General features: G+C 31.7%; 17 protein-coding genes and 1 CRISPR repeat array. Of the genes, 12 read left to right on the forward strand and 5 right to left on the reverse strand.

Annotation, left to right across the window (positions count from 1 at the left end; genetic code table 11):
• Positions 1-914 precede the first annotated feature (914 nt).
• The 5 genes from cas9 to BMW63_RS10440 all read left to right on the forward strand — a co-directional run bounded on the left by cas9 (position 915) and on the right by BMW63_RS10440 (position 11017).
• Positions 915-5225, forward strand: coding sequence for a type II CRISPR RNA-guided endonuclease Cas9 (gene cas9, locus BMW63_RS10420; RefSeq protein ID WP_083380439.1), 4311 nt, complete (start codon positions 915-917; stop codon positions 5223-5225).
• Positions 5226-5229: 4 nt separating this feature from the next.
• Positions 5230-6120 (forward strand): type II CRISPR-associated endonuclease Cas1, encoded by an 891-nt coding sequence (cas1, locus tag BMW63_RS10425; RefSeq protein ID WP_074723415.1) that lies wholly within the window; start codon positions 5230-5232, stop codon positions 6118-6120.
• Positions 6117-6455, forward strand: coding sequence for a CRISPR-associated endonuclease Cas2 (gene cas2 / locus BMW63_RS10430; protein WP_074723416.1), 339 nt, complete (start codon positions 6117-6119; stop codon positions 6453-6455). The genes cas1 and cas2 overlap by 4 nt, the downstream gene beginning before the upstream one ends.
• 220 nt (positions 6456-6675) lie before the next feature.
• Positions 6676-9205: a CRISPR direct-repeat array (repeat unit 50 nt; unit sequence GTTGGAACCATATTTTATAAATCTACAAAAATTTGAAAGGAATTCACAAC).
• Positions 9206-9374: 169 nt separating this feature from the next.
• The gene (locus BMW63_RS10435) at positions 9375-9998 is read left to right on the forward strand and encodes a DUF6088 family protein (protein ID WP_245744939.1); all 624 of its coding nucleotides are present in this window, start codon (positions 9375-9377) and stop codon (positions 9996-9998) included.
• Positions 9995-11017, forward strand: a complete 1023-nt coding sequence (locus BMW63_RS10440; protein WP_074723418.1) for a nucleotidyl transferase AbiEii/AbiGii toxin family protein — start codon at positions 9995-9997, stop codon at positions 11015-11017. Before BMW63_RS10435 ends, BMW63_RS10440 begins: the two co-directional genes overlap by 4 nt.
• Positions 11018-11134: 117 nt before the next feature.
• Here BMW63_RS10440 and BMW63_RS10445 read toward each other — a convergent pair whose 3' ends face one another.
• The 4 genes from BMW63_RS10445 to BMW63_RS10460 all read right to left on the reverse strand — a co-directional run bounded on the left by BMW63_RS10445 (position 11135) and on the right by BMW63_RS10460 (position 14260).
• Positions 11135-12409: a relaxase/mobilization nuclease domain-containing protein gene (locus BMW63_RS10445; RefSeq protein WP_074723419.1), complete on the reverse strand. Its 1275-nt coding sequence runs from the start codon at positions 12407-12409 to the stop codon at positions 11135-11137.
• Positions 12394-12789, reverse strand: coding sequence for a plasmid mobilization protein (locus BMW63_RS10450; protein WP_083380441.1), 396 nt, complete (start codon positions 12787-12789; stop codon positions 12394-12396). The genes BMW63_RS10445 and BMW63_RS10450 overlap by 16 nt, the downstream gene beginning before the upstream one ends.
• Before the next feature lie 677 nt (positions 12790-13466).
• Positions 13467-13724 (reverse strand): hypothetical protein, encoded by a 258-nt coding sequence (locus BMW63_RS10455; RefSeq protein ID WP_074723420.1) that lies wholly within the window; start codon positions 13722-13724, stop codon positions 13467-13469.
• A gap of 131 nt (positions 13725-13855) precedes the next feature.
• Positions 13856-14260, reverse strand: coding sequence for a helix-turn-helix domain-containing protein (locus BMW63_RS10460; RefSeq protein ID WP_016989518.1), 405 nt, complete (start codon positions 14258-14260; stop codon positions 13856-13858).
• A gap of 171 nt (positions 14261-14431) precedes the next feature.
• Here BMW63_RS10460 and BMW63_RS10465 point away from each other — a divergent pair, with 171 nt between their 5' ends.
• The 6 genes from BMW63_RS10465 to BMW63_RS10490 all read left to right on the forward strand — a co-directional run bounded on the left by BMW63_RS10465 (position 14432) and on the right by BMW63_RS10490 (position 17874).
• Positions 14432-15283, forward strand: a complete 852-nt coding sequence (locus BMW63_RS10465; protein ID WP_074723421.1) for a hypothetical protein — start codon at positions 14432-14434, stop codon at positions 15281-15283.
• Between the two features lie 11 nt (positions 15284-15294).
• Entirely contained in the window at positions 15295-16134 is an 840-nt protein-coding gene (locus tag BMW63_RS10470; RefSeq protein WP_074723422.1) for a hypothetical protein, read from the forward strand.
• Positions 16121-16462 (forward strand): hypothetical protein, encoded by a 342-nt coding sequence (locus tag BMW63_RS10475; RefSeq protein ID WP_074723590.1) that lies wholly within the window; start codon positions 16121-16123, stop codon positions 16460-16462. The genes BMW63_RS10470 and BMW63_RS10475 overlap by 14 nt, the downstream gene beginning before the upstream one ends.
• 33 nt (positions 16463-16495) lie before the next feature.
• Positions 16496-16840, forward strand: coding sequence for a hypothetical protein (locus BMW63_RS10480; protein ID WP_074723423.1), 345 nt, complete (start codon positions 16496-16498; stop codon positions 16838-16840).
• Between the two features lie 156 nt (positions 16841-16996).
• The gene (locus BMW63_RS10485; protein WP_016989523.1) at positions 16997-17500 is read left to right on the forward strand and encodes a hypothetical protein; all 504 of its coding nucleotides are present in this window, start codon (positions 16997-16999) and stop codon (positions 17498-17500) included.
• Positions 17497-17874, forward strand: coding sequence for a hypothetical protein (locus BMW63_RS10490; protein ID WP_074723424.1), 378 nt, complete (start codon positions 17497-17499; stop codon positions 17872-17874). Before BMW63_RS10485 ends, BMW63_RS10490 begins: the two co-directional genes overlap by 4 nt.
• 235 nt (positions 17875-18109) lie before the next feature.
• Here BMW63_RS10490 and BMW63_RS10495 read toward each other — a convergent pair whose 3' ends face one another.
• A complete protein-coding gene (locus tag BMW63_RS10495) occupies positions 18110-18835 on the reverse strand; it encodes a LexA family transcriptional regulator (protein ID WP_074723425.1) in 726 nt (241 codons plus the stop codon).
• 118 nt (positions 18836-18953) lie between these two features.
• Here BMW63_RS10495 and BMW63_RS10500 point away from each other — a divergent pair, with 118 nt between their 5' ends.
• Positions 18954-19133: a hypothetical protein gene (locus tag BMW63_RS10500; RefSeq protein ID WP_074723426.1), complete on the forward strand. Its 180-nt coding sequence runs from the start codon at positions 18954-18956 to the stop codon at positions 19131-19133.
• The last annotated feature ends 10 nt before the right edge of the window (positions 19134-19143 follow it).

Consider the following 19143-nt stretch of genomic DNA (forward strand, 5'->3'; position numbering starts at 1 on the left):
CCACTCTTACTTTGTCATTTTATAGGACTTTACCGAATTTTGAATGTTTCGAGATTTGTTTTTTTTTTGAATATTCCTCACTCTTTTTCCTCACTCTTTTTTGTCTCAAAATTTACCGAATATTACTTTTGGTAGTTTTATAAATCAGAGGTCAATCTTTGAAAAATATAATGAATTTCTGGAAGGTAATTATAGAATTACTTGTATTAAACATCATTTTTAAAATAAATTAATCTAAATTTCTCGATTTGAGATTGTGATTTTAACATCTTGTTTTCACAATTTACTAGTATGAAATAATGGCTTCGCCGAAAATTTATTTATAGAAGTTCATTAAAATATGAAATTATTGATTTTAAATTAAAATTGGTTCGAATCCGATTATGGTTATAATACTTCCAATAAACATGTAATAATTGTTTTTGTCAAAGTGGAAAATAATGAGATTCAATGAAACTTTTTACAGGAAGGGATGAATGTTGTAGGGGAAGAATTTTAACAACCTTAAATAGTAGCGGAAAGATAGAATTTGGACGGCCGAAACTTTGAGAACTCAAATTTTGGTTTTGAAAGATATAATAAATATGTACTTCAGTTCGAATTCGAATTAAAAACATTCAAGGAGCAAATGGAAATGAGTAAAAAAAAGCTATCGAACAACAAAAAAAAAGGATATTGAAAAAGTTAAAGATATTGGTGACCGTTTGGTTAGACTTTTAGAATGATTCTTGATTTTCAGGAAGCTATCGAAAATAAAAAAGCCCCGAAGATAGTCGAGGCACTAAATGTTTTCACAACGGAATAATCCTTATTGTGAATTCCTTTCAAGACAAATATACAAAGTTATTTGTAAATAATATAGTTGATTCATAATATTTTTTTTTAAATTTTATTCGTATATTTCTGAATAAATAATGTTGAAAATTATGAGTAAAAATATATTAGGTTTAGATTTAGGGACAAATAGTATTGGGTGGGCGTTGGTAAAACAAGATTTTAAAAATAAAGAAGGCGAGATTCTTGGAATGGGATCTAGAATTATTCCGATGTCGCAAGATATTATTGGAGACTTTGGAAAAGGAAATTCTATTTCTCAAACAGCAGATAGAACTGCGTACAGAGGAGTTAGAAGATTACGTGAACGCCATTTATTGAGACGTGAACGCTTGCATAGAGTTTTGCATATTCTAAATTTTTTACCTAAACATTATGACCAACAAATAGATTTTATTCAACGCTTAGGAAAATTTAAAAGGGACTTTGAACCTAAAATCGCTTATTTCGAAAATGAGTTTTTATTTAAAGAGTCATTTAATGAAATGCTAGAAGATTTTAAGGTTCATCAACCAGGATTCTTACTAAATAAAAAAGGAGAAAACAGTTTAGTTCCTTATGATTGGACAATTTATTATTTGAGAAAAAAAGCGCTAACTCAAAAAATAGAGAAAGAAGAACTTTCGTGGATAATTTTAAACTTCAATCAGAAAAGAGGTTATTATCAGCTAAGGGGTGAAGAAGAAGAGGAAAGCCCAAATAAATTAGTTGAATTTCACTCTTTAAGAATTGTTGATGTAGTCGCTGATGAGCAAAAAAACAATAAGGGTGAATTTTGGTACTCCTTACAATTGGAGAATGGCTGGGTGTACAGAAGATCCAGTAAAATTCCGTTAGATGATTGGAAAAATAAAGTTCGTGATTTTATAGTTTCAACAGATTTGAATGATGATGGAACCGAAAAGATAGGCAAAGATGGTAATGTTAAACGAAGTTTTCGTGCTCCGAGTCCGGACGATTGGACGTTAATGAAAAAGAAAACTGAGCAAGAAATTAAAGAATCTGATAAAACGGTTGGAACATTTATTTATGACCACTTGTTAGCGCACCCAAAACAAAAGATAAAAGGACAACTCGTTCGCACCATTGAGAGAAAGTTTTATAAAGAAGAGTTACATAAAATTCTTAGTAAACAAGCTGAATTTCACAATGAATTCAAAGACTCTTCAGTTCTAAATGATTGTGCTTGCGAATTATATCGAAGTAATCATCTGCATCAAAAAATGATAGCTTCAAAAGATTTACTGTACTTGTTTATAAATGATATTATATTTTATCAAAGACCTTTAAGGAGTCAGAAATCAAATATCGGCACCTGTAGTCTAGAGTTTAGAGTTTCAAAAGATGAGAAGGGGCAAGAAATTGTCAGACCTTTAAAAGTTATCGCAAAATCGAATCCTTATTATCAAGAATTTAGATTGAGACAATGGATTCAAAATCTTTCTATTTATAGGAAAAATGATGATGTGAACGTTACTAGAGATTTTTGGGATAGTATTGAAGATTTAGAAAAGCTATTTGAATTTTTAAATCAAAGAAAAGAGATTGAACAAAAATTTTTAATAAAGTTTCTTTTAGAAAATCAAGATTTTAAGGGTAAAGCATTAACTGCGGAAATAGAAAAATATCGCTGGAACTATGTGCAAGATAAAAAATACCCTTGCAACGAAACTCGACATATGATTCAATCACGATTGGATAAAGTGAGAAGTACTTCGGATGGTTTTTTAACTTTTGAGAAAGAGATGGCTTTATGGCATCTAATTTATTCTGTAACTGATAAAATAGAATATGAAAAAGCTTTGAAAACATTTTCAAAAAAGAATGGATTGGAGATGGAAACTTTTGTAGATGCCTTCAAAAAAATTCCACCTTTTAATAGTGATTATGGTAGTTATTCTGAGAAAGCAATTAAAAACCTACTTCCTCTTTTGCGTTTTGGAAAAACTTGGTCATGGGAATCGATAAATACTGATGCGCAAAGTAGAATTGATAAGATTATTACTGGAGAGTTTGATGAAAATATCAAAACTCAAATTAGAGAAAAAGCAGAAAAGTATAAATTAAACAAGGAGAAAGACTTTCAGAATTTACCTCTCTGGTTGGCACAATATATTATGTATGGCAGACATTCAGAAGCGGCGTTGGCTGGTAAGTGGACTTCTGTTAAAGATTTAGAAGATTTTATAAAAGATTTTAAACAACATTCCTTGCGAAATCCGATTGTCGAACAAATAATTACAGAAACACTTCGTGTAGTACAGGATATTTGGAAGAAGTATGGAAAAGGAGCTGCTAATTTCTTTGATGAAATCCACGTAGAGTTAGGACGAGACATGAAGAATACTGCTGATGAAAGAAAAAGCATTACCAATATTGTTACAGATAACGAAAATACAAACTTACGCATCAAGCTTTTGTTAGCAGAAATGTCTTCTGATATTGCTGTAGATAACGTACGTGCCTATTCTCCAATGCAAGCTGAAATCCTGAAAATTTATGAAGATGGTATTTTGAAGTCTGATATAGAAATTGAAGAAGATATTTTGAAAATTAGTAAGACTGCACAGCCCTCTAGTTCAGAATTAAGACGATATAAACTATGGTTAGAACAAAAGTATAAATCACCATATACAGGACAGATTATACCTTTGAATAAATTATTCACTTCCGAATATGAGATTGAGCACATCATTCCGCAAAGTCGCTATTTTGATGATAGTTTTAGCAATAAAATTATCTGCGAATCTGCGGTAAATAAATTAAAGGACAATCAAATTGGATTAGAATTTATTAAGAATTTTCATGGTTATAAAATGCCTAATGGTACAAAAATCTTTGAAATAGATGAATATGAAAATTTTGTAAAGCTCCATTATAACAAAAATAGGAGTAAACGAAATAAGTTACTCATGGATGACATTCCTGAAAAGATGATAGAAAGGCAATTAAATGACACCAGATATATTAGTAAATATATTTCTAATTTATTGTCGAACATTGTCCGATCTGATGTGAATGATGATGGGTATAATTCAAAAAACATTCTTCCTGGAAACGGAAAAATAACAAACCGTCTAAAGCAAGATTGGGGATTAAACGATGTTTGGAATGATTTAGTTCTGCCAAGATTCGAACGAATGAATCAAATAACCAATTCGTCTGATTTTACTTCTTATAATGAGAACCATCAAAAGTTTCTCCCAACTGTTCCGCTCGAACTATCGAAAGGCTTTTCAAAAAAACGAATTGATCACAGACATCATGCAATGGATGCTTTAGTAATTGCTTGTGCAACTAGAGATCATATTAACTTATTAAATAATGAATCAGCAAAATCGGATTCAAAGAGATATGATCTGAATCGTAAGCTCCGCAAGTTTGAGAAAGTTGCTTATAATGATTCTAGAATTGGAGAAAGAATCGAACGTGAAGTTGCTAAAGATTTTTTAAAACCTTGGGGTACTTTTACTAATGATGCTAAAAAAGAACTAGGAAATATTGTCATTAGTTTTAAGCAAAATCTCCGAGTGATAAATAAAGCGACAAATTATTATGAAAAATGGGTTGATAAAAATGGAGAACTGACAAAAGAAAATGTAAAACAGGAAGGTGTAAATTGGGCAATTCGAAAACCGTTGCATAAAGAGACTGTTTCAGGAAAGATAAAATTGGACAGAATAAAAGTAGCAAAGGGCAAAATTTTGACAGCAACGCGAAAAATGCTTGATACTTCTTTTAATGAAAAAGTAATAGCTACAATCACAGACACAGGAATTCAGAAAATTTTACTCAATTATTTGCGACATAAAGAAGGCAATTCTGAGATAGCATTTTCTCCTGAAGGAGTGGAAGAAATGAACCTTAATATCAGTCATTTTAATGATGGAAAAGATCATCAACCTATTCTAAAGGTTAGGGTTTTTGAGCAGGGAAGCAAGTTCATTTTGGGGGAGACAGGTAATAAAACTGACAAATATGTTGAAGCAGCAAAGGGCACTAACTTATTTTTTGCTGTTTATGCTGATAATAATGGGAAAAGAAACTTTCAGACGATTCCTTTAAATTTGGTAGTAGAAAGACAAAAACAAGGTTTAAACTCAGTTCCGGAAGAAAATGACAAGGGTGAGAAGCTGCTTTTTACTTTATCGCCGAATGATTTGGTTTGTTTGTCAGAAATAGAAAGCTTCAAAGAACAAGATCTATACAAAGTTGTTAGTTTTAGTGGAAGCCAACTATTTTTTATTAAACATAATATGGCTGTCTCTATTGTTAACAAAATAGAATTTTCCGCACTGAATAAAATGGAAAGATCTGTTGATGGTATTATGATTAAAGATATATGCGTAAAATTAGAGGTGGACCGACTTGGTAACATTTCAAAAGCCTAATAATATGCTTAAACGCACCATATACATAGGCAATCCAACATATTTGAAGTTAAAGAACAATCAACTTAAAATTGAGGATGCAGAAACCAAAGAACTTAAGGGATCTGTTGCTATAGAAGATATCGGTTTTCTAGTGCTTGATCATCCACAAATTACGATTTCGCATCCAGTAATTTTGGCTTTACAGCAGCAAAATGTGGCTATTATCAGTTGCGACGAATCGCATTTGCCATTGGGATTAATGCTGCCTATGAGTGGTCACGTTGAACATTCGGAGCGATTAAGGCATCAGATAAATGTTAGTGAACCTTTGCGGAAGCAATTGTGGAAACAAACCGTCGAGTCAAAAATATTTCAGCAAAAGGAAGTACTTAGGAAATTTAATCTACAACATGATTCTATGCTCCAATATATGAATGATGTAAAATCGGGTGATATTACCAATATGGAGGGAATTGCAGCGCAATATTATTGGAGAAGATTGTTTGACGATTTTATAAGAGAGCGAAAAGGAGATGCGCCCAATAACTTTCTTAATTTCGGTTATGCAGTTTTGCGTAGTATGGTAGCTCGTGCTTTGGTAAGTAGTGGATTGCATCCAACTATCGGTATCTTTCACCGGAATAAATATAATGCTTATTGTTTGGCGGATGACATTATGGAACCATACCGGCCGTATGTCGATGATTTGGTAGTTCAATGGATGCAAATGCCCCAAGCTTCTCATGAGTTGGACAAAGCTGCAAAAGCGCATCTATTACAGTTGGCAACTCGCGATGTCTATATAAACGGATTGCAACGTCCCTTGTTGACAGCAATTAGTATCACAACAAGTTCGTTGTGCAAATGTTTTATGGGTGAAAGTCGAGTAATCCATTACCCATTGTTTAAATGAGTTTTAGTAGATATAATGCATACAGAATTATGTGGGTACTGGTATTTTTTGATTTGCCGACAGAAACGAAGAAGCAGCGAAGTGTTGCTACTAGATTTCGTAAATCCCTATTAGACGATGGTTTTGCGATGTTTCAATTCTCTATATATCTGAGACATTGTCCCAGTAAAGAAAATGCTGAGGTACATATCAAACGAACTAAAAAGAATCTGCCGCCAGAAGGAAAAGTAGGAATTTTATGTGTTACTGATAAGCAATTTGGTCAGATGGAATTATTTTTTGCTAAAAAGGAAACCGAATTGCCAAATATTCCTCAGCAATTGGAGTTGTTTTAAGTCATTTATTTCTATAAAAGCCCACTTAGGCACAGAGGAAATCTGTTGTTTTAGGTCAGATTACATCGGACTCTAGTAAAATGAGAGACCATCAAAATAAAATTACGGCCGTAGTACAATTGAAAAATGCCTGGGAACAATTGTTCTATCAGGCATTTTTTAGTTTTTTTACTTTTGTAGATTTCCTTCTCAATCCTCTATTTTATTGAGAAATTCTGAGGTTGGAACCATATTTTATAAATCTACAAAAATTTGAAAGGAATTCACAACATAAATCTGTTGGTGGTATTACTTTTCTTTGTTGGAACCATATTTTATAAATCTACAAAAATTTGAAAGGAATTCACAACGGTATAATATCCTTGTATTGATTTAAAGTAGTTGGAACCATATTTTATAAATCTACAAAAATTTGAAAGGAATTCACAACCGAAGGGGTGTCCATTAAAGAGAATTTCGAGTTGGAACCATATTTTATAAATCTACAAAAATTTGAAAGGAATTCACAACTATCCTAAGATTCATGTTATAAGGTGGTGAGTTGGAACCATATTTTATAAATCTACAAAAATTTGAAAGGAATTCACAACATAAAATCGTTGGCACTTATTAAACGATCAGTTGGAACCATATTTTATAAATCTACAAAAATTTGAAAGGAATTCACAACAGATGTTGCTGTGAAGCAAGAAACTGCATTGTTGGAACCATATTTTATAAATCTACAAAAATTTGAAAGGAATTCACAACCATTTGACGCTTTTATATTTTCAAACCTAAGTTGGAACCATATTTTATAAATCTACAAAAATTTGAAAGGAATTCACAACCATCGCAATAACATTCAGCCATTCCTTATCGTTGGAACCATATTTTATAAATCTACAAAAATTTGAAAGGAATTCACAACGGGTATGAGTAGAGTTACCACAATAGACATGTTGGAACCATATTTTATAAATCTACAAAAATTTGAAAGGAATTCACAACAACATAGGAATGTTTCCAGAAACTAGACCAGTTGGAACCATATTTTATAAATCTACAAAAATTTGAAAGGAATTCACAACATAAAATGAATGATATTTGCAAAAATCTTAGTTGGAACCATATTTTATAAATCTACAAAAATTTGAAAGGAATTCACAACAAGCAATTAATTTTGGAAAGTGAGGGCGACGTTGGAACCATATTTTATAAATCTACAAAAATTTGAAAGGAATTCACAACAAGGTTTTAGAAATAGCTAGTAAATCAACGGTTGGAACCATATTTTATAAATCTACAAAAATTTGAAAGGAATTCACAACGAAACTGGCAACTTAAATTCAGTTGCTAATGTTGGAACCATATTTTATAAATCTACAAAAATTTGAAAGGAATTCACAACGACCAAACGGTCGGAAATCCACGCGCCATAGTTGGAACCATATTTTATAAATCTACAAAAATTTGAAAGGAATTCACAACAGAGCGATTTGCTAACTCTGAATTTTTATTGTTGGAACCATATTTTATAAATCTACAAAAATTTGAAAGGAATTCACAACATAAAGCAAAGTGCAAATAAAGAGCACCATGTTGGAACCATATTTTATAAATCTACAAAAATTTGAAAGGAATTCACAACCCAAGATACAATCTACAATAACCATAATTCGTTGGAACCATATTTTATAAATCTACAAAAATTTGAAAGGAATTCACAACAGTGAATAGGTTTATAAACTTCGCATCCACGTTGGAACCATATTTTATAAATCTACAAAAATTTGAAAGGAATTCACAACGAACGCTCATAACTTCCTTTTTTACCTTGCGTTGGAACCATATTTTATAAATCTACAAAAATTTGAAAGGAATTCACAACATCAAGTTGAACGTTTAGTTTTTAAAAGTCGTTGGAACCATATTTTATAAATCTACAAAAATTTGAAAGGAATTCACAACTATATAGGAGGTGTTGACGCAAAGAACAATGTTGGAACCATATTTTATAAATCTACAAAAATTTGAAAGGAATTCACAACTGAATGGATAAGGGTAAATGCTTACGATACGTTGGAACCATATTTTATAAATCTACAAAAATTTGAAAGGAATTCACAACAGTAAATAGGTTTATAAACTTCGCATCCACGTTGGAACCATATTTTATAAATCTACAAAAATTTGAAAGGAATTCACAACAGGAAAGCATTTTCATTGTTTGTTATTTTTGTTGGAACCATATTTTATAAATCTACAAAAATTTGAAAGGAATTCACAACGGAGATAAAAAGCAAAATTTCACATTTGCTGTTGGAACCATATTTTATAAATCTACAAAAATTTGAAAGGAATTCACAACTTACTCGTAAGTGATAGTATCTTACAAAAAGTTGGAACCATATTTTATAAATCTACAAAAATTTGAAAGGAATTCACAACAACAACTTATCAGATACATTAGCAGTCATTGTTGGAACCATATTTTATAAATCTACAAAAATTTGAAAGGAATTCACAACAGTAATTTCGATGAACGGATTAATCAAACTGTTGGAACCATATTTTATAAATCTACAAAAATTTGAAAGGAATTCACAACTCATCGCATCAGCTTTAATAGAATCGGCAAGTTGGAACCATATTTTATAAATCTACAAAAATTTGAAAGGAATTCACAACTAGAAAGGGTACATTATCTACAACAATGGTGTTGGAACCATATTTTATAAATCTACAAAAATTTGAAAGGAATTCATAACGGTATATGTATAGTGAAATGTTTTACATTAAGTGAAATTATCATTTAATTCATTTATTTCGAATTTATTTTAAAATATATTTATGTGAACTTATTCTATTAATCCCTTTTCATAAAGGTAAATTGGATTAAGTAATTTAACTGTTATTTGTAACAAATTTTTTCTATATTTGTTACAAATAATACTGTTTTTAATGGCTCAAAGTGTTGATAAAAATATAAGAACTAAGATTTTAAAAATAAAACGAGGGAGTTTGTTGTTTCCAGAAGATTTTAGCAAATTAGGGTCTTCAGAAGCAGTACGTTTGGTATTGCATCGTCTTGAAAAAGAAAAAATAATTACTAGAATAGCACAAGGTATTTACGTGAGGCCAAAAATAAGTCAGTATATTGGCGAGGTATTACCTTCAGCGGAAGAGGTAGCTTTAGGCATTGCAAAAAGAGATCGAGTTAAAATTGTCCCTACAGGTGTTTACGCATTAAACGCACTTGGTTTAAGCACGCAAGTGCCTATGAACTTAGTATATCTCACAGATGGTGCTCCAAGAGTAATTAAAATAGGTAAACGAACTATTAAGTTTAAAAAAACAACTCCTAAAAATTTATTGGCAAAAGGAGAAATTAGTAGTCTAGTTTTACAAGCTTTAAGAGAAATTGGTATAGATAAAATTACCATTGATGAAGAAAAAATGATAATAGAATTACTTAAAAAAGAGAAAAAGAGCAACTTAATACATGATATTACATTAGCTCCCGTTTGGATACAAAAAATCATGAAAAAAGCAGACCAATGACAAAAATAAGTTTTCATAACCTTCCCGAAATTGAAAAAATAAATATAATACAGCAAGTCAGTAATATTCAAGGGCTAGCTCCTTTTGCGGTAGAAAAAGATTGGTGGGTTGTACAAACATTAGCTGTTATTTTTGAAATGCAAGTTGGAGAGCATTTGGTTTTCAAAGGTGGAACTTCATTAAGTAAAGCTTGGAATCTAATAGATCGTTTTTCGGAAGATGTTGATTTGGCTATCGATAGGAAATTTTTAGGTTTTGAAGGTAGACTTTCAAAAAAGCAAATTACGGCTTTAAGGAAGTCGGCGAATAATTATATTTCTGAAATTTTTTATATTGAATTACAATCGGAATTCATAAAGAAAGGATTTCTAGGTTTGAGGTGGGAAATCATAAAAACAATTGAATCTGATCAAGATCCTGTTATAATTAATCTCTATTATCCTCATAGTATTGATATGCCAGGATATATATTACCGAGAGTTCAAATAGAAATAGGGTGTCGGTCACTTAGAGAGCCTTTTAGCAAACAAAAAATTACTTCTTTAATAACTGCTCAATTTCCTGATGCTGTATTTTCTGAAGGACTGTGTAGTATTCCAACGGTAAATCCGGAGCGAACATTTTTGGAGAAAATATTTTTACTTCACGAAGAATTCAGTAAGCCTAAAGGCAAAATAAGATTTGAAAGATTGAGTAGGCATCTTTATGATGTATGTCAATTGTCAAGGACAGATTTTGCAGGAACAGCATTACACAACAAAGAGCTATATGAAACAATCGTACAGCATCGTCTTAAGTTTACGAAAATAGGGGATGTTGATTATAATTTGCACCAACCTCAGACTATCAATATTATTCCTTCTGATTCAATTATTGAGTATTGGAAAGCAGATTATGAAACTATGCAAGAACAAATGATTTATGGAGATTCTCCTTCATTCGAAACCATTATTTTAGAATTATTAGAACTCCAAAACAAAATTAATAGTCTTGATTGGAGGATTGACATAGTAAAATAAAAATAATTTATTATAATGTCTACTAGATTTTATGATTTTCAAGAGAGTGACTGTGCTTATATCATTAGTTCGAAATCTTATAATATCAAAAGGTGTTTTAGAAATTGTATGCTATTTTCAATTATCTGACAGCCCCTTTCTTTTTTTCTTTCTTCTTCTATTTTTCAGTTGGTTTGGCAAATAATCTGTAGCATATTCTGCTTGAATGAGCATATCCAATACTTTCACCAAATCAGGAATAGTGAGTGAATCTTTTTGCTGTTGAAGGTGATGAAATAATGATTCCTTAGAGGGAAGTTTTTCATGACTCTGATTTCTTTTTTCGTCACCAGTTATTTTTAATCCGCAACGTTCTTGAATCGCCTTCGCACTGTATTCTTTCCCTAAACTACTACCATTAAAAACACTTTTAGTCTTGTGGTCAACATAGGTAATACCATAAAGTAGGCCTTCTGCACTTTTTCGAAACACAGTATAAATTCCTTCTTTTTCCAAATATTTTGCCAGTTGGTTTGTTGACATTGTTCGCTCCTTTAGTAGTGCAATATCAATTGCGTTTTTTAGCCGTATTTTGTCCGGTATTCTTCTAACTTCATTATGCTTAAATTTTTCTTCTAGAAATTTTAAAGTTGGTTTACTATAAAAATCACTTGCTTTAATTGGAACTCCAATTGGTTTGCCTTGTTCATCCAGAATTCGGTATACCAATCCATTTGTTAAAAATATTTTTGAATTCTCGCTGCCTCGATCAGCCATTACATTATACTGTTTTAGAACTGTATTTAGTTCAGGAATACTTGCGTACTTGTATTGGTTGAGAACGGCATTCAAAACGTTCGATATGGCCTTCTTTGTTTCCATGCGACCATACTGAATCTTACCTACAGCAATAGGCTGCAATATAAATTCCTCTTTCTTTTTTCTTCCTTCCGCTTTAACGAGTCCAAAGAGTTCTTCAATTTCTTTACGGGCAGGTTCGGATTTCCGTATTCCCAAATGGTGTAAATCAATCCGCTTACCATCCCTCTCAATATTTATGGTTACAACATGTAGGTGAGGGTGTCCTGCATCGCGATGTTGGTATACTAAATATGGTTGTTTTCCAAAACCGATTTTCTCCATATAAGTATTGGCAATAGCTATTAGCTTTTCTTTGGAATGATTTTCTGATGGATCAAAATTTAGGGAAATATGCACACTATTCCGTTTTGCATTTTCGTTTAATTCTATTTGTTTTATAAAACGGTTTAGCTTTAAAGCATCACTCATTTTGTCAACATCGACAGGATAGTTTCCTGCCGAGATACACTCAGCTACACCAACTTTAACTTTGTTCTCATTGTAGTTAAAAATACTGCGGATTGAATGGCTAGTTTTTATGATTGTAACCATCTGTCCGAAATTTTTTGAATGTGTTTTTTGATTTCTTCTACTTTGTTGAAAAGGATTTTTTTATCCAGATCAAAGCTAATTATCCAGTTCCTGAATTCAGGAATCTGCTGCAAAGTGTGTAGTTTTTTTACAGCTTGATTAATATTGGTTCCAATGGCGTTCAGCTCATTGTGGAGTACTATAGTTTCTTCCATAAAATCGTCCAGCGATTGGTTGCGATAGGTAGTTACAATTGACTTATCGAAAAGGTGCTTACGGACGTAGTCACTTAATTTTCGGCACGTACTGGCTTTCCATTTGCGTTCAATTTTTGCATATTCTTCGGGAGTTAGGCGCAGCCCTATTATGCGCGTCCTGTTTGAATTCTCGGCTTCCATCATCTATCATTTTCATTGTTTTCAAACTCTTTTTATCCTTTCAGTGTCACTGCCCACGAGTTCCGAGTGTGGGGCAGCAAGATCCGGTTGTTTAACAACCGTTCATCTTGCCAATTGCAGGAACGTTGCAATTTCTTAGCTTTTTAAAGGATTGAGGCTAATTTAAAGCGAATACTCGAAATAAACAATCATAGCTATATTTCGGCTAGGATAGCACTTCGATAAATGAAAGGAGATAGCAGTACTTGAATCAGTCAGACTGCCCGTAAATTTTTCAAAAGAAAAAGAAAAAAAAGAAAGCAGTAAAAAATTGGATATACATCAATCGTAGTGCTATAAGTCCCGAAGGGTGGCACAGCGAAGAATGAGTGGTGACATTATGGGCACGTAGTTGATGAATGTCCAATACCTTGGTTGACCTTTTTATGATTTTTTATCGAGATGTTTTTAACGTCTTTAAGGTATATTAAAGCTGTAGGAATATTTATTTTAGGGGTCTTTGAAAGTGTACGCTCCCTTGTGCCAATATAGAAGAAAATGTTCCTAAATAATTATTAGATCTTGAATAATGGAGCGTACTTTTTCAAAAGAATATATTTTAATTAATGTTCAAAATTCTGACTGTTTTCAGGAAGGTTTCTGAACATGATTTGAAAAAAATTACCGCAATCAAAAATCATTTATTCTTTTGCTTGAATTAAGGAAATGGTGTCGGCAAGATCATGTTCTGTAATATAGTCTAAAATAAAAATTTCAACCTCTTTTGTATTGTCGGGAGAAGTGGAAAATGAGTTGAGATAATACGCTGTATTTTCATCTGCAATATGAATAATCTCAGTGTAACCTTTCGAAATTAAAGTGCCTTTTAATTTCAAAACTTTAAGCTCACTTTTATTATCAATTTCTTTTTTAACTCTTAGCTTAATAGTTTTATCCATGGGGTTATTCTTTATTGATGCGCAATCTTAAAATATTGCGCAGTTTTTTTAGATTTACTGTCTGTTATACAAACAAAAAAGAGACTTATGACGGTCTCTTCTTGGAATTAATTATATCTTTTATAAAATATTTATTTAGCCTTCAATAATTTTTCCAAATACTCGACCTTATCTTTTTCGGCTTGAACCAAACGTTCGTAAAGTTTTTTATTTTCGTCATATGCTTCAATCAATTTGTCAATAGGATTAAAAGTGCAGTTGAAGTTTAATGATGAAGCGTTATCGTGGTATGTATTGCCTATAATATTAAATACCGTTTCATCACTATAATTTTTAATCGCCTCGGCAGAAACTCCGAGAACTTCAGCAATGGCCTGTAATTTTTCATCGTCTATTGTTTCGCTTGCTTCTATATTAGAAACTGACTGTTGGCTTATGCCAATTGCAATAGCCAATGCTTCTTGTTTCATTCCTCGAAGCTCTCTAATTCGGCTAATATTTCTGCCTATATGTTTCGGTTTTGTTGCTGTGCTCATAGTCCAAAGATATTTAAAATTCTGTCAAAAAAAAAATATTGGTAAAACACAAGATTGCTTTGGTAAGATACAATTCCCATTAGTTCGGTACGGTACAATCTATGGCTTACTTGCTGTGTATTAAACAAAAATACAATTTTTCGGACTAGTATTAACTAAAAAATTAAAATTATGAAAGCAGTTGACAACGCAGGATTAAAGACAGTTAAGAACATTATTATTGAAAGTATCAGTACAAGTGGTGTTTACTGTTTTGGAGAGAGAAAGAAAAGCCAATCGGTTTTAAATCCTTTTTCAGAAAATAGTTCTAAAAAGGAAAGAAATACCCATTTTTATTTATTGGTTTTAACTGATCAATATATAATTAAAACTGTATCTGATATTTGTGATGTTATAAAAAACAGAACAAAAGGTCGCTATACGGTAACTATGTTGCTTCATAAAGGGAAATCGGGTAATTACCTCACACCGCATCAAACATTTTTTTATCATGAGGTTTTAACCAAAGGATATAAAGTGTACGAGCGTGAAAACATGCCTCCGAATATTGTCTTTAATGAGGTTCCAAAACGTAATGTTGATTATATCCGATCCTATTGGAAAAATAGAAATATAATTGCTGATAATTTTATAAATAGTCAGAATCAAATTGACTTATTGGAAAGCGCAGTGGTTCACGAAGCAATGATTCATACCGCTGTAGAACAAATCTGTCTCGGACTAATCAACGTATTTTTAGGATATCATCCCAATCATTTTTCACTAGCTTATTTGTTTGAAATCTGTGAAATATTCACGCCACTTGTATCTGAAATATTTCCACAAACTACTGGTGAAGATAAAAGACTCTTTGATTTATTAAAAACAAATCCAGGTTCACTTCGATGGTTTAAATTGAAAAATTCAAGTAGAATAGATACTGAGCTTCTAGCGAAAAGATGCAAGCTATTCCATGAACGAGCTTGCGAACTTGTAGAAGTCGAAATGGAGCGTATTGAGAATCTATATAATAAAGAACTCTAAAAACTTGAATTATGTATTACAATATTTTAACTCAGAAAGACTATCCAAACTATCGTCAAATAAAGAAAATAATCAAAATTTTAATAAAATTTATTGAAACAGAGGCCATTTATTTCTCACGCCATATCGATGAGAAAATCAATATAGGTATTATCACGGTTCTTGTCACTGAAAACAATCCGCATAGTTGGGAAGATATTGAGGAGTACTGCTCGAATTTTTTTAAAGCCTATCCTGAGTTTTCATTTCGAGTCTTTAACGCAAATTGGGTAAAGGGGTCGCTCAGGAATGGAAATATTTTTTTTATCATGCATTGTAGTGAGCACGAATTGGTTTACAGTGCTGATGAAAGTAGTAGTACTGTTGTCCTAAAAAAAATAAATGTCAAACGGCTTATAAAAAAGACCGAAGAAACGTTTCGCTTTGATTTTAAAGATAGTGGGATTATTAGGCGAGATCGAAACTTTCATTTAGGATGTGAAAACTATTCTATGGCAGCTTATACTATACATCATGAACTGCGCTTAATTTTTGTATTTGCCACATGGTTTCTGACGGGAGAATGGATAGGAGAACACAGTCTAAAAAAACTGCAAAAAGAGTTGAGTAAGTTCTCCAGCGTTTTAGGCAAGACATTTGACCCAAATAACGAAGAGGAGTGGTTCGTCTTAGAAGAACTGGAAAATGCTCGTGCTGCAATCCAATTCAATGCAAAAATCGAACCAATCAGTAATAAAACCGTGGAAGCAGCAGCTGCAAAAGTGGATTGGGTTGAAAAAGAAGTTCGAAGATTATTAGAGGTATATATTGAAAAAACAAAACAAAAAATTAAAGATCATGGAAGCAAATAAGATTAAAAACTTAGAGAATATTAGAAAATTAAGCGCTCGGTATTTCAACACGTTAAAGCCTATTACAGATAGAACTGATATTTATACTGCTGAAATCAGAGTACTAAATTATTACGAACTTACTTATGTTGTTTCTAACATGTTGAAGTTGTGTATTCTTGCGCTAGACCAAGAAGCTCCTGAAATTTCAAAGACGATCAAAAATACCTCTATTAATGTTGCCGTTGTCTTGGAAGTCGTTACGCAGTTGCTTCCAATAGATGAAATTGAATTCTTGGATGAAATACATCAAATGCTTGTAAAAGATCCCGAGATACTAGAAGAATGATATATTTAAAATTAATATTTAATTGCTGCTACTATGGAAACGAATGACATAAAAACATTGAAGGAATTGCACAAACTGTCGGGAAGAAGTTTTAAGACTCTTAGATCAAACCACCATAAGAAAGGTTTATATAGTGTTGACTTAGTTGTGGAAGGGTATTTGGATTTACTTTTCACTGTTGCTAATTTAATCAAGGTCTCCATTTTGGCTCTTGATTCAGATGAAACGTGCTCTAGTCAAGTACCGGATCCACCAACTAATATAAAGAATATGTTAGAAATAGCGCTTCAACTATTACCTTATGAAGAAGCAGAATTTTTAGACAAATCAAAGGAATTGCTTTTAAAGGAAAATCAGGATAGTATTCCTGAGAATTAAAACTTGGAGGGTAGATTTCTATTGTCTCCTATCCTCACCATATTTCAACTATGATTTAGACAAAAAACAATTCTATCTTTGAAGGAAGTGTGATTTATGAGTAATTAGTGAAAGACCCTCAAGACGTTCTTTTACTTTTAAAAAAGGAGATGTGTGATGAAAAATGAAGAGGAAAATGAAAAAAGAAGAATCACTCCAGAGAAAGCTTTGGAGTTGTTTTATAGGGAGAATGAGAGTTTAACTCTTGAAGTCGATAAAAAATCATTTCGCAATGCTAAAACAAATGATGAAAATAATCAAAGTAAGTCAAGCAATTTGTCAATTTTAACAATTCGAGAAGTTGCTCTGAAATTAAAGTTAATTAATAGCGAAGCAGCTAAAAAATGGATAGAAAAAAGAGGAATCAGAATTCATAAATTTTCTAAACAAAATATTGTTTACGAAATCGAAGTGATATGTGAAATTGATAAACCTTTTGTGAAATCTTTAAGATTAAAATACCCATTAAGATGGAAAAAAATATACAGAAATCTGGTTAAAGATAAGAATGTGTATGAACTATTGGTTTTACAACTAGAAGGAGAGTTAGATTACGTTCCAACCACTAAGGTGAAAAGGAATATAGAGGATGAGAAACTATATAATGATTTAATGAAATGAATAAGTTAGTATTACCAAAGAAAAAATATAAAGGAATTAAGATTTATTGTAGAATATGTAAAGTAGATAATCCTAAATGTAATCATTTTGAAAGCTTTACGTATAGAGTAAGAGTTCATATCCCAGGAACTCAAAAGAGTGTCAAGTCTAAAATATTAAACTCAAAGATTTATAGTGATGCGGTAATTGAAGCTATCAATTTTGAAAAGCACTTAAAAACCAATAATTATCAAACAATAGTAGCTGATTCGGCCGAAGGAAATGATTATTCTGTTATTGATTCCATAATAAAGTATAATCAGTATTTAAATGGTGAAAGTGAGTATGCTCAATTTAAAAAGAGTGTTACTAATGAACACCGTATAAGGGGCTAAACCAAACATACACCCAAATCATTAGACTTTAATATAAAAAAGGTTTAAAAAGGTTTAATTTCTATTTAATAAAAAGGTCGAAAAATTAAACTTATTCAAAAAAAGGTTTAATTTTTGGCTTTGATAGTTGATTTTATATACTCAATTTCTGCCTCTAAATCCCCTACACGGTCATAAAGTACCGTAGGGTCTGGTAACTCAAAGGAAAGGTGCATTTTAACAGCGATTACTTTAATTACTCCAGACGAATAACGCCTAAAACAATAGCTATGGCGTGAATTTTAGAAAGGTGCAATTCATACGGATCATAGGAAGGATTATCGCTTACAATTTGTATGTGATCATCGCTTCCTTTTTTTATGCGCTTAATTAATGCCCCTTGATCTGTATCAAGGACATACACTTTATTCCATTGAAAAAATATGTCGTTTAAAACTAGCTTCTTACAGGCTACCAAATCGCCACTATTGTATTTTGGATACATACTACTTCCTTTTACTCTAATCATAAAATCTACGTTAAGCTCTGTGAATTCAGGTACTACATACCTTTGTGTATCGTAATCCATAACCTGAACACCTCCAGAACCAAAACCTGCCATTGCATCAATTGGGATTAATGGGATTCCGTACTCTTCTTGTGGTTGGCTCAGTAAATCAGTAACATTTTTTATACTTTTCGTTTTGTCTGAAAATGTTACCCTTTTTGTTACCATTTCATTTGGTAACATATCTTTTATGTTTGGTTTTTGAATATCACCCTTTCCCTTTAGTAGAAAATTACCGTCAACATTTATGCATTTTGCATAAAGCAAGTCGATGTCAAAGGTGTTTCTTGTCTTCCAAGATGACAAAGTTTGTACTGAAATACCTAAAAAACCTGCAAATTCCGTATCAGACTTAAAGCCGTAATAACTCCTTAAGTCCTTTAAAATCTGTGTTTTATTAATTTCAATACTCATAAGTTAAATTTAATTTACGCAAAATGAATAAATTATTTACTCGTTTTGCGTTTTGTTTACTCATTTTGTTTAAATTTGTCCTACTTGAACGATACAAAGATATATAAAAATAAAAGCCATGAGCAAATTAATATTAGAAGCTAGAAAATTTAAAACATGGGAACTACTCCATAACATGACTGGACTTAGCAGATCATACTGTAAAAAAGTAATGATAGACACCCGTAAAAGGGATTCTGACAAGGCTAAACTAATCGTTGAAAAGTTCAATGAGTTAGAGAAAATGTTAATCAAGTAGTAGGTAGTAC

The organism is Flavobacterium frigoris, assembly GCF_900111075.1.
GTDB classification, from domain to species: Bacteria; Bacteroidota; Bacteroidia; order Flavobacteriales; family Flavobacteriaceae; genus Flavobacterium; species Flavobacterium frigoris.

Excerpts from the sequence above, each read along its gene's own strand:
- cas9 (WP_083380439.1), top strand. The coding sequence starts at position 915 with ATGTTGAAAATTATGAGTAAAAATATATTAGGTTTAGATTTAGGGACA.
- BMW63_RS10455 (WP_074723420.1), bottom strand. The coding sequence starts at position 13,724 with ATGGATAAAACTATTAAGCTAAGAGTTAAAAAAGAAATTGATAATAAA.
- cas2 (WP_074723416.1), top strand. The coding sequence starts at position 6,117 with ATGAGTTTTAGTAGATATAATGCATACAGAATTATGTGGGTACTGGTA.
- BMW63_RS10440 (WP_074723418.1), top strand. The coding sequence starts at position 9,995 with ATGACAAAAATAAGTTTTCATAACCTTCCCGAAATTGAAAAAATAAAT.
- BMW63_RS10465 (WP_074723421.1), top strand. The coding sequence starts at position 14,432 with ATGAAAGCAGTTGACAACGCAGGATTAAAGACAGTTAAGAACATTATT.
- BMW63_RS10470 (WP_074723422.1), top strand. The coding sequence starts at position 15,295 with ATGTATTACAATATTTTAACTCAGAAAGACTATCCAAACTATCGTCAA.
- BMW63_RS10485 (WP_016989523.1), top strand. The coding sequence starts at position 16,997 with ATGAAAAATGAAGAGGAAAATGAAAAAAGAAGAATCACTCCAGAGAAA.
- BMW63_RS10495 (WP_074723425.1), bottom strand. The coding sequence starts at position 18,835 with ATGAGTATTGAAATTAATAAAACACAGATTTTAAAGGACTTAAGGAGT.
- BMW63_RS10445 (WP_074723419.1), bottom strand. The coding sequence starts at position 12,409 with ATGGTTACAATCATAAAAACTAGCCATTCAATCCGCAGTATTTTTAAC.
- BMW63_RS10480 (WP_074723423.1), top strand. The coding sequence starts at position 16,496 with ATGGAAACGAATGACATAAAAACATTGAAGGAATTGCACAAACTGTCG.
- BMW63_RS10500 (WP_074723426.1), top strand. The coding sequence starts at position 18,954 with ATGAGCAAATTAATATTAGAAGCTAGAAAATTTAAAACATGGGAACTA.
- BMW63_RS10450 (WP_083380441.1), bottom strand. The coding sequence starts at position 12,789 with ATGATGGAAGCCGAGAATTCAAACAGGACGCGCATAATAGGGCTGCGC.
- BMW63_RS10460 (WP_016989518.1), bottom strand. The coding sequence starts at position 14,260 with ATGAGCACAGCAACAAAACCGAAACATATAGGCAGAAATATTAGCCGA.
- BMW63_RS10475 (WP_074723590.1), top strand. The coding sequence starts at position 16,121 with ATGGAAGCAAATAAGATTAAAAACTTAGAGAATATTAGAAAATTAAGC.
- BMW63_RS10490 (WP_074723424.1), top strand. The coding sequence starts at position 17,497 with ATGAATAAGTTAGTATTACCAAAGAAAAAATATAAAGGAATTAAGATT.
- cas1 (WP_074723415.1), top strand. The coding sequence starts at position 5,230 with ATGCTTAAACGCACCATATACATAGGCAATCCAACATATTTGAAGTTA.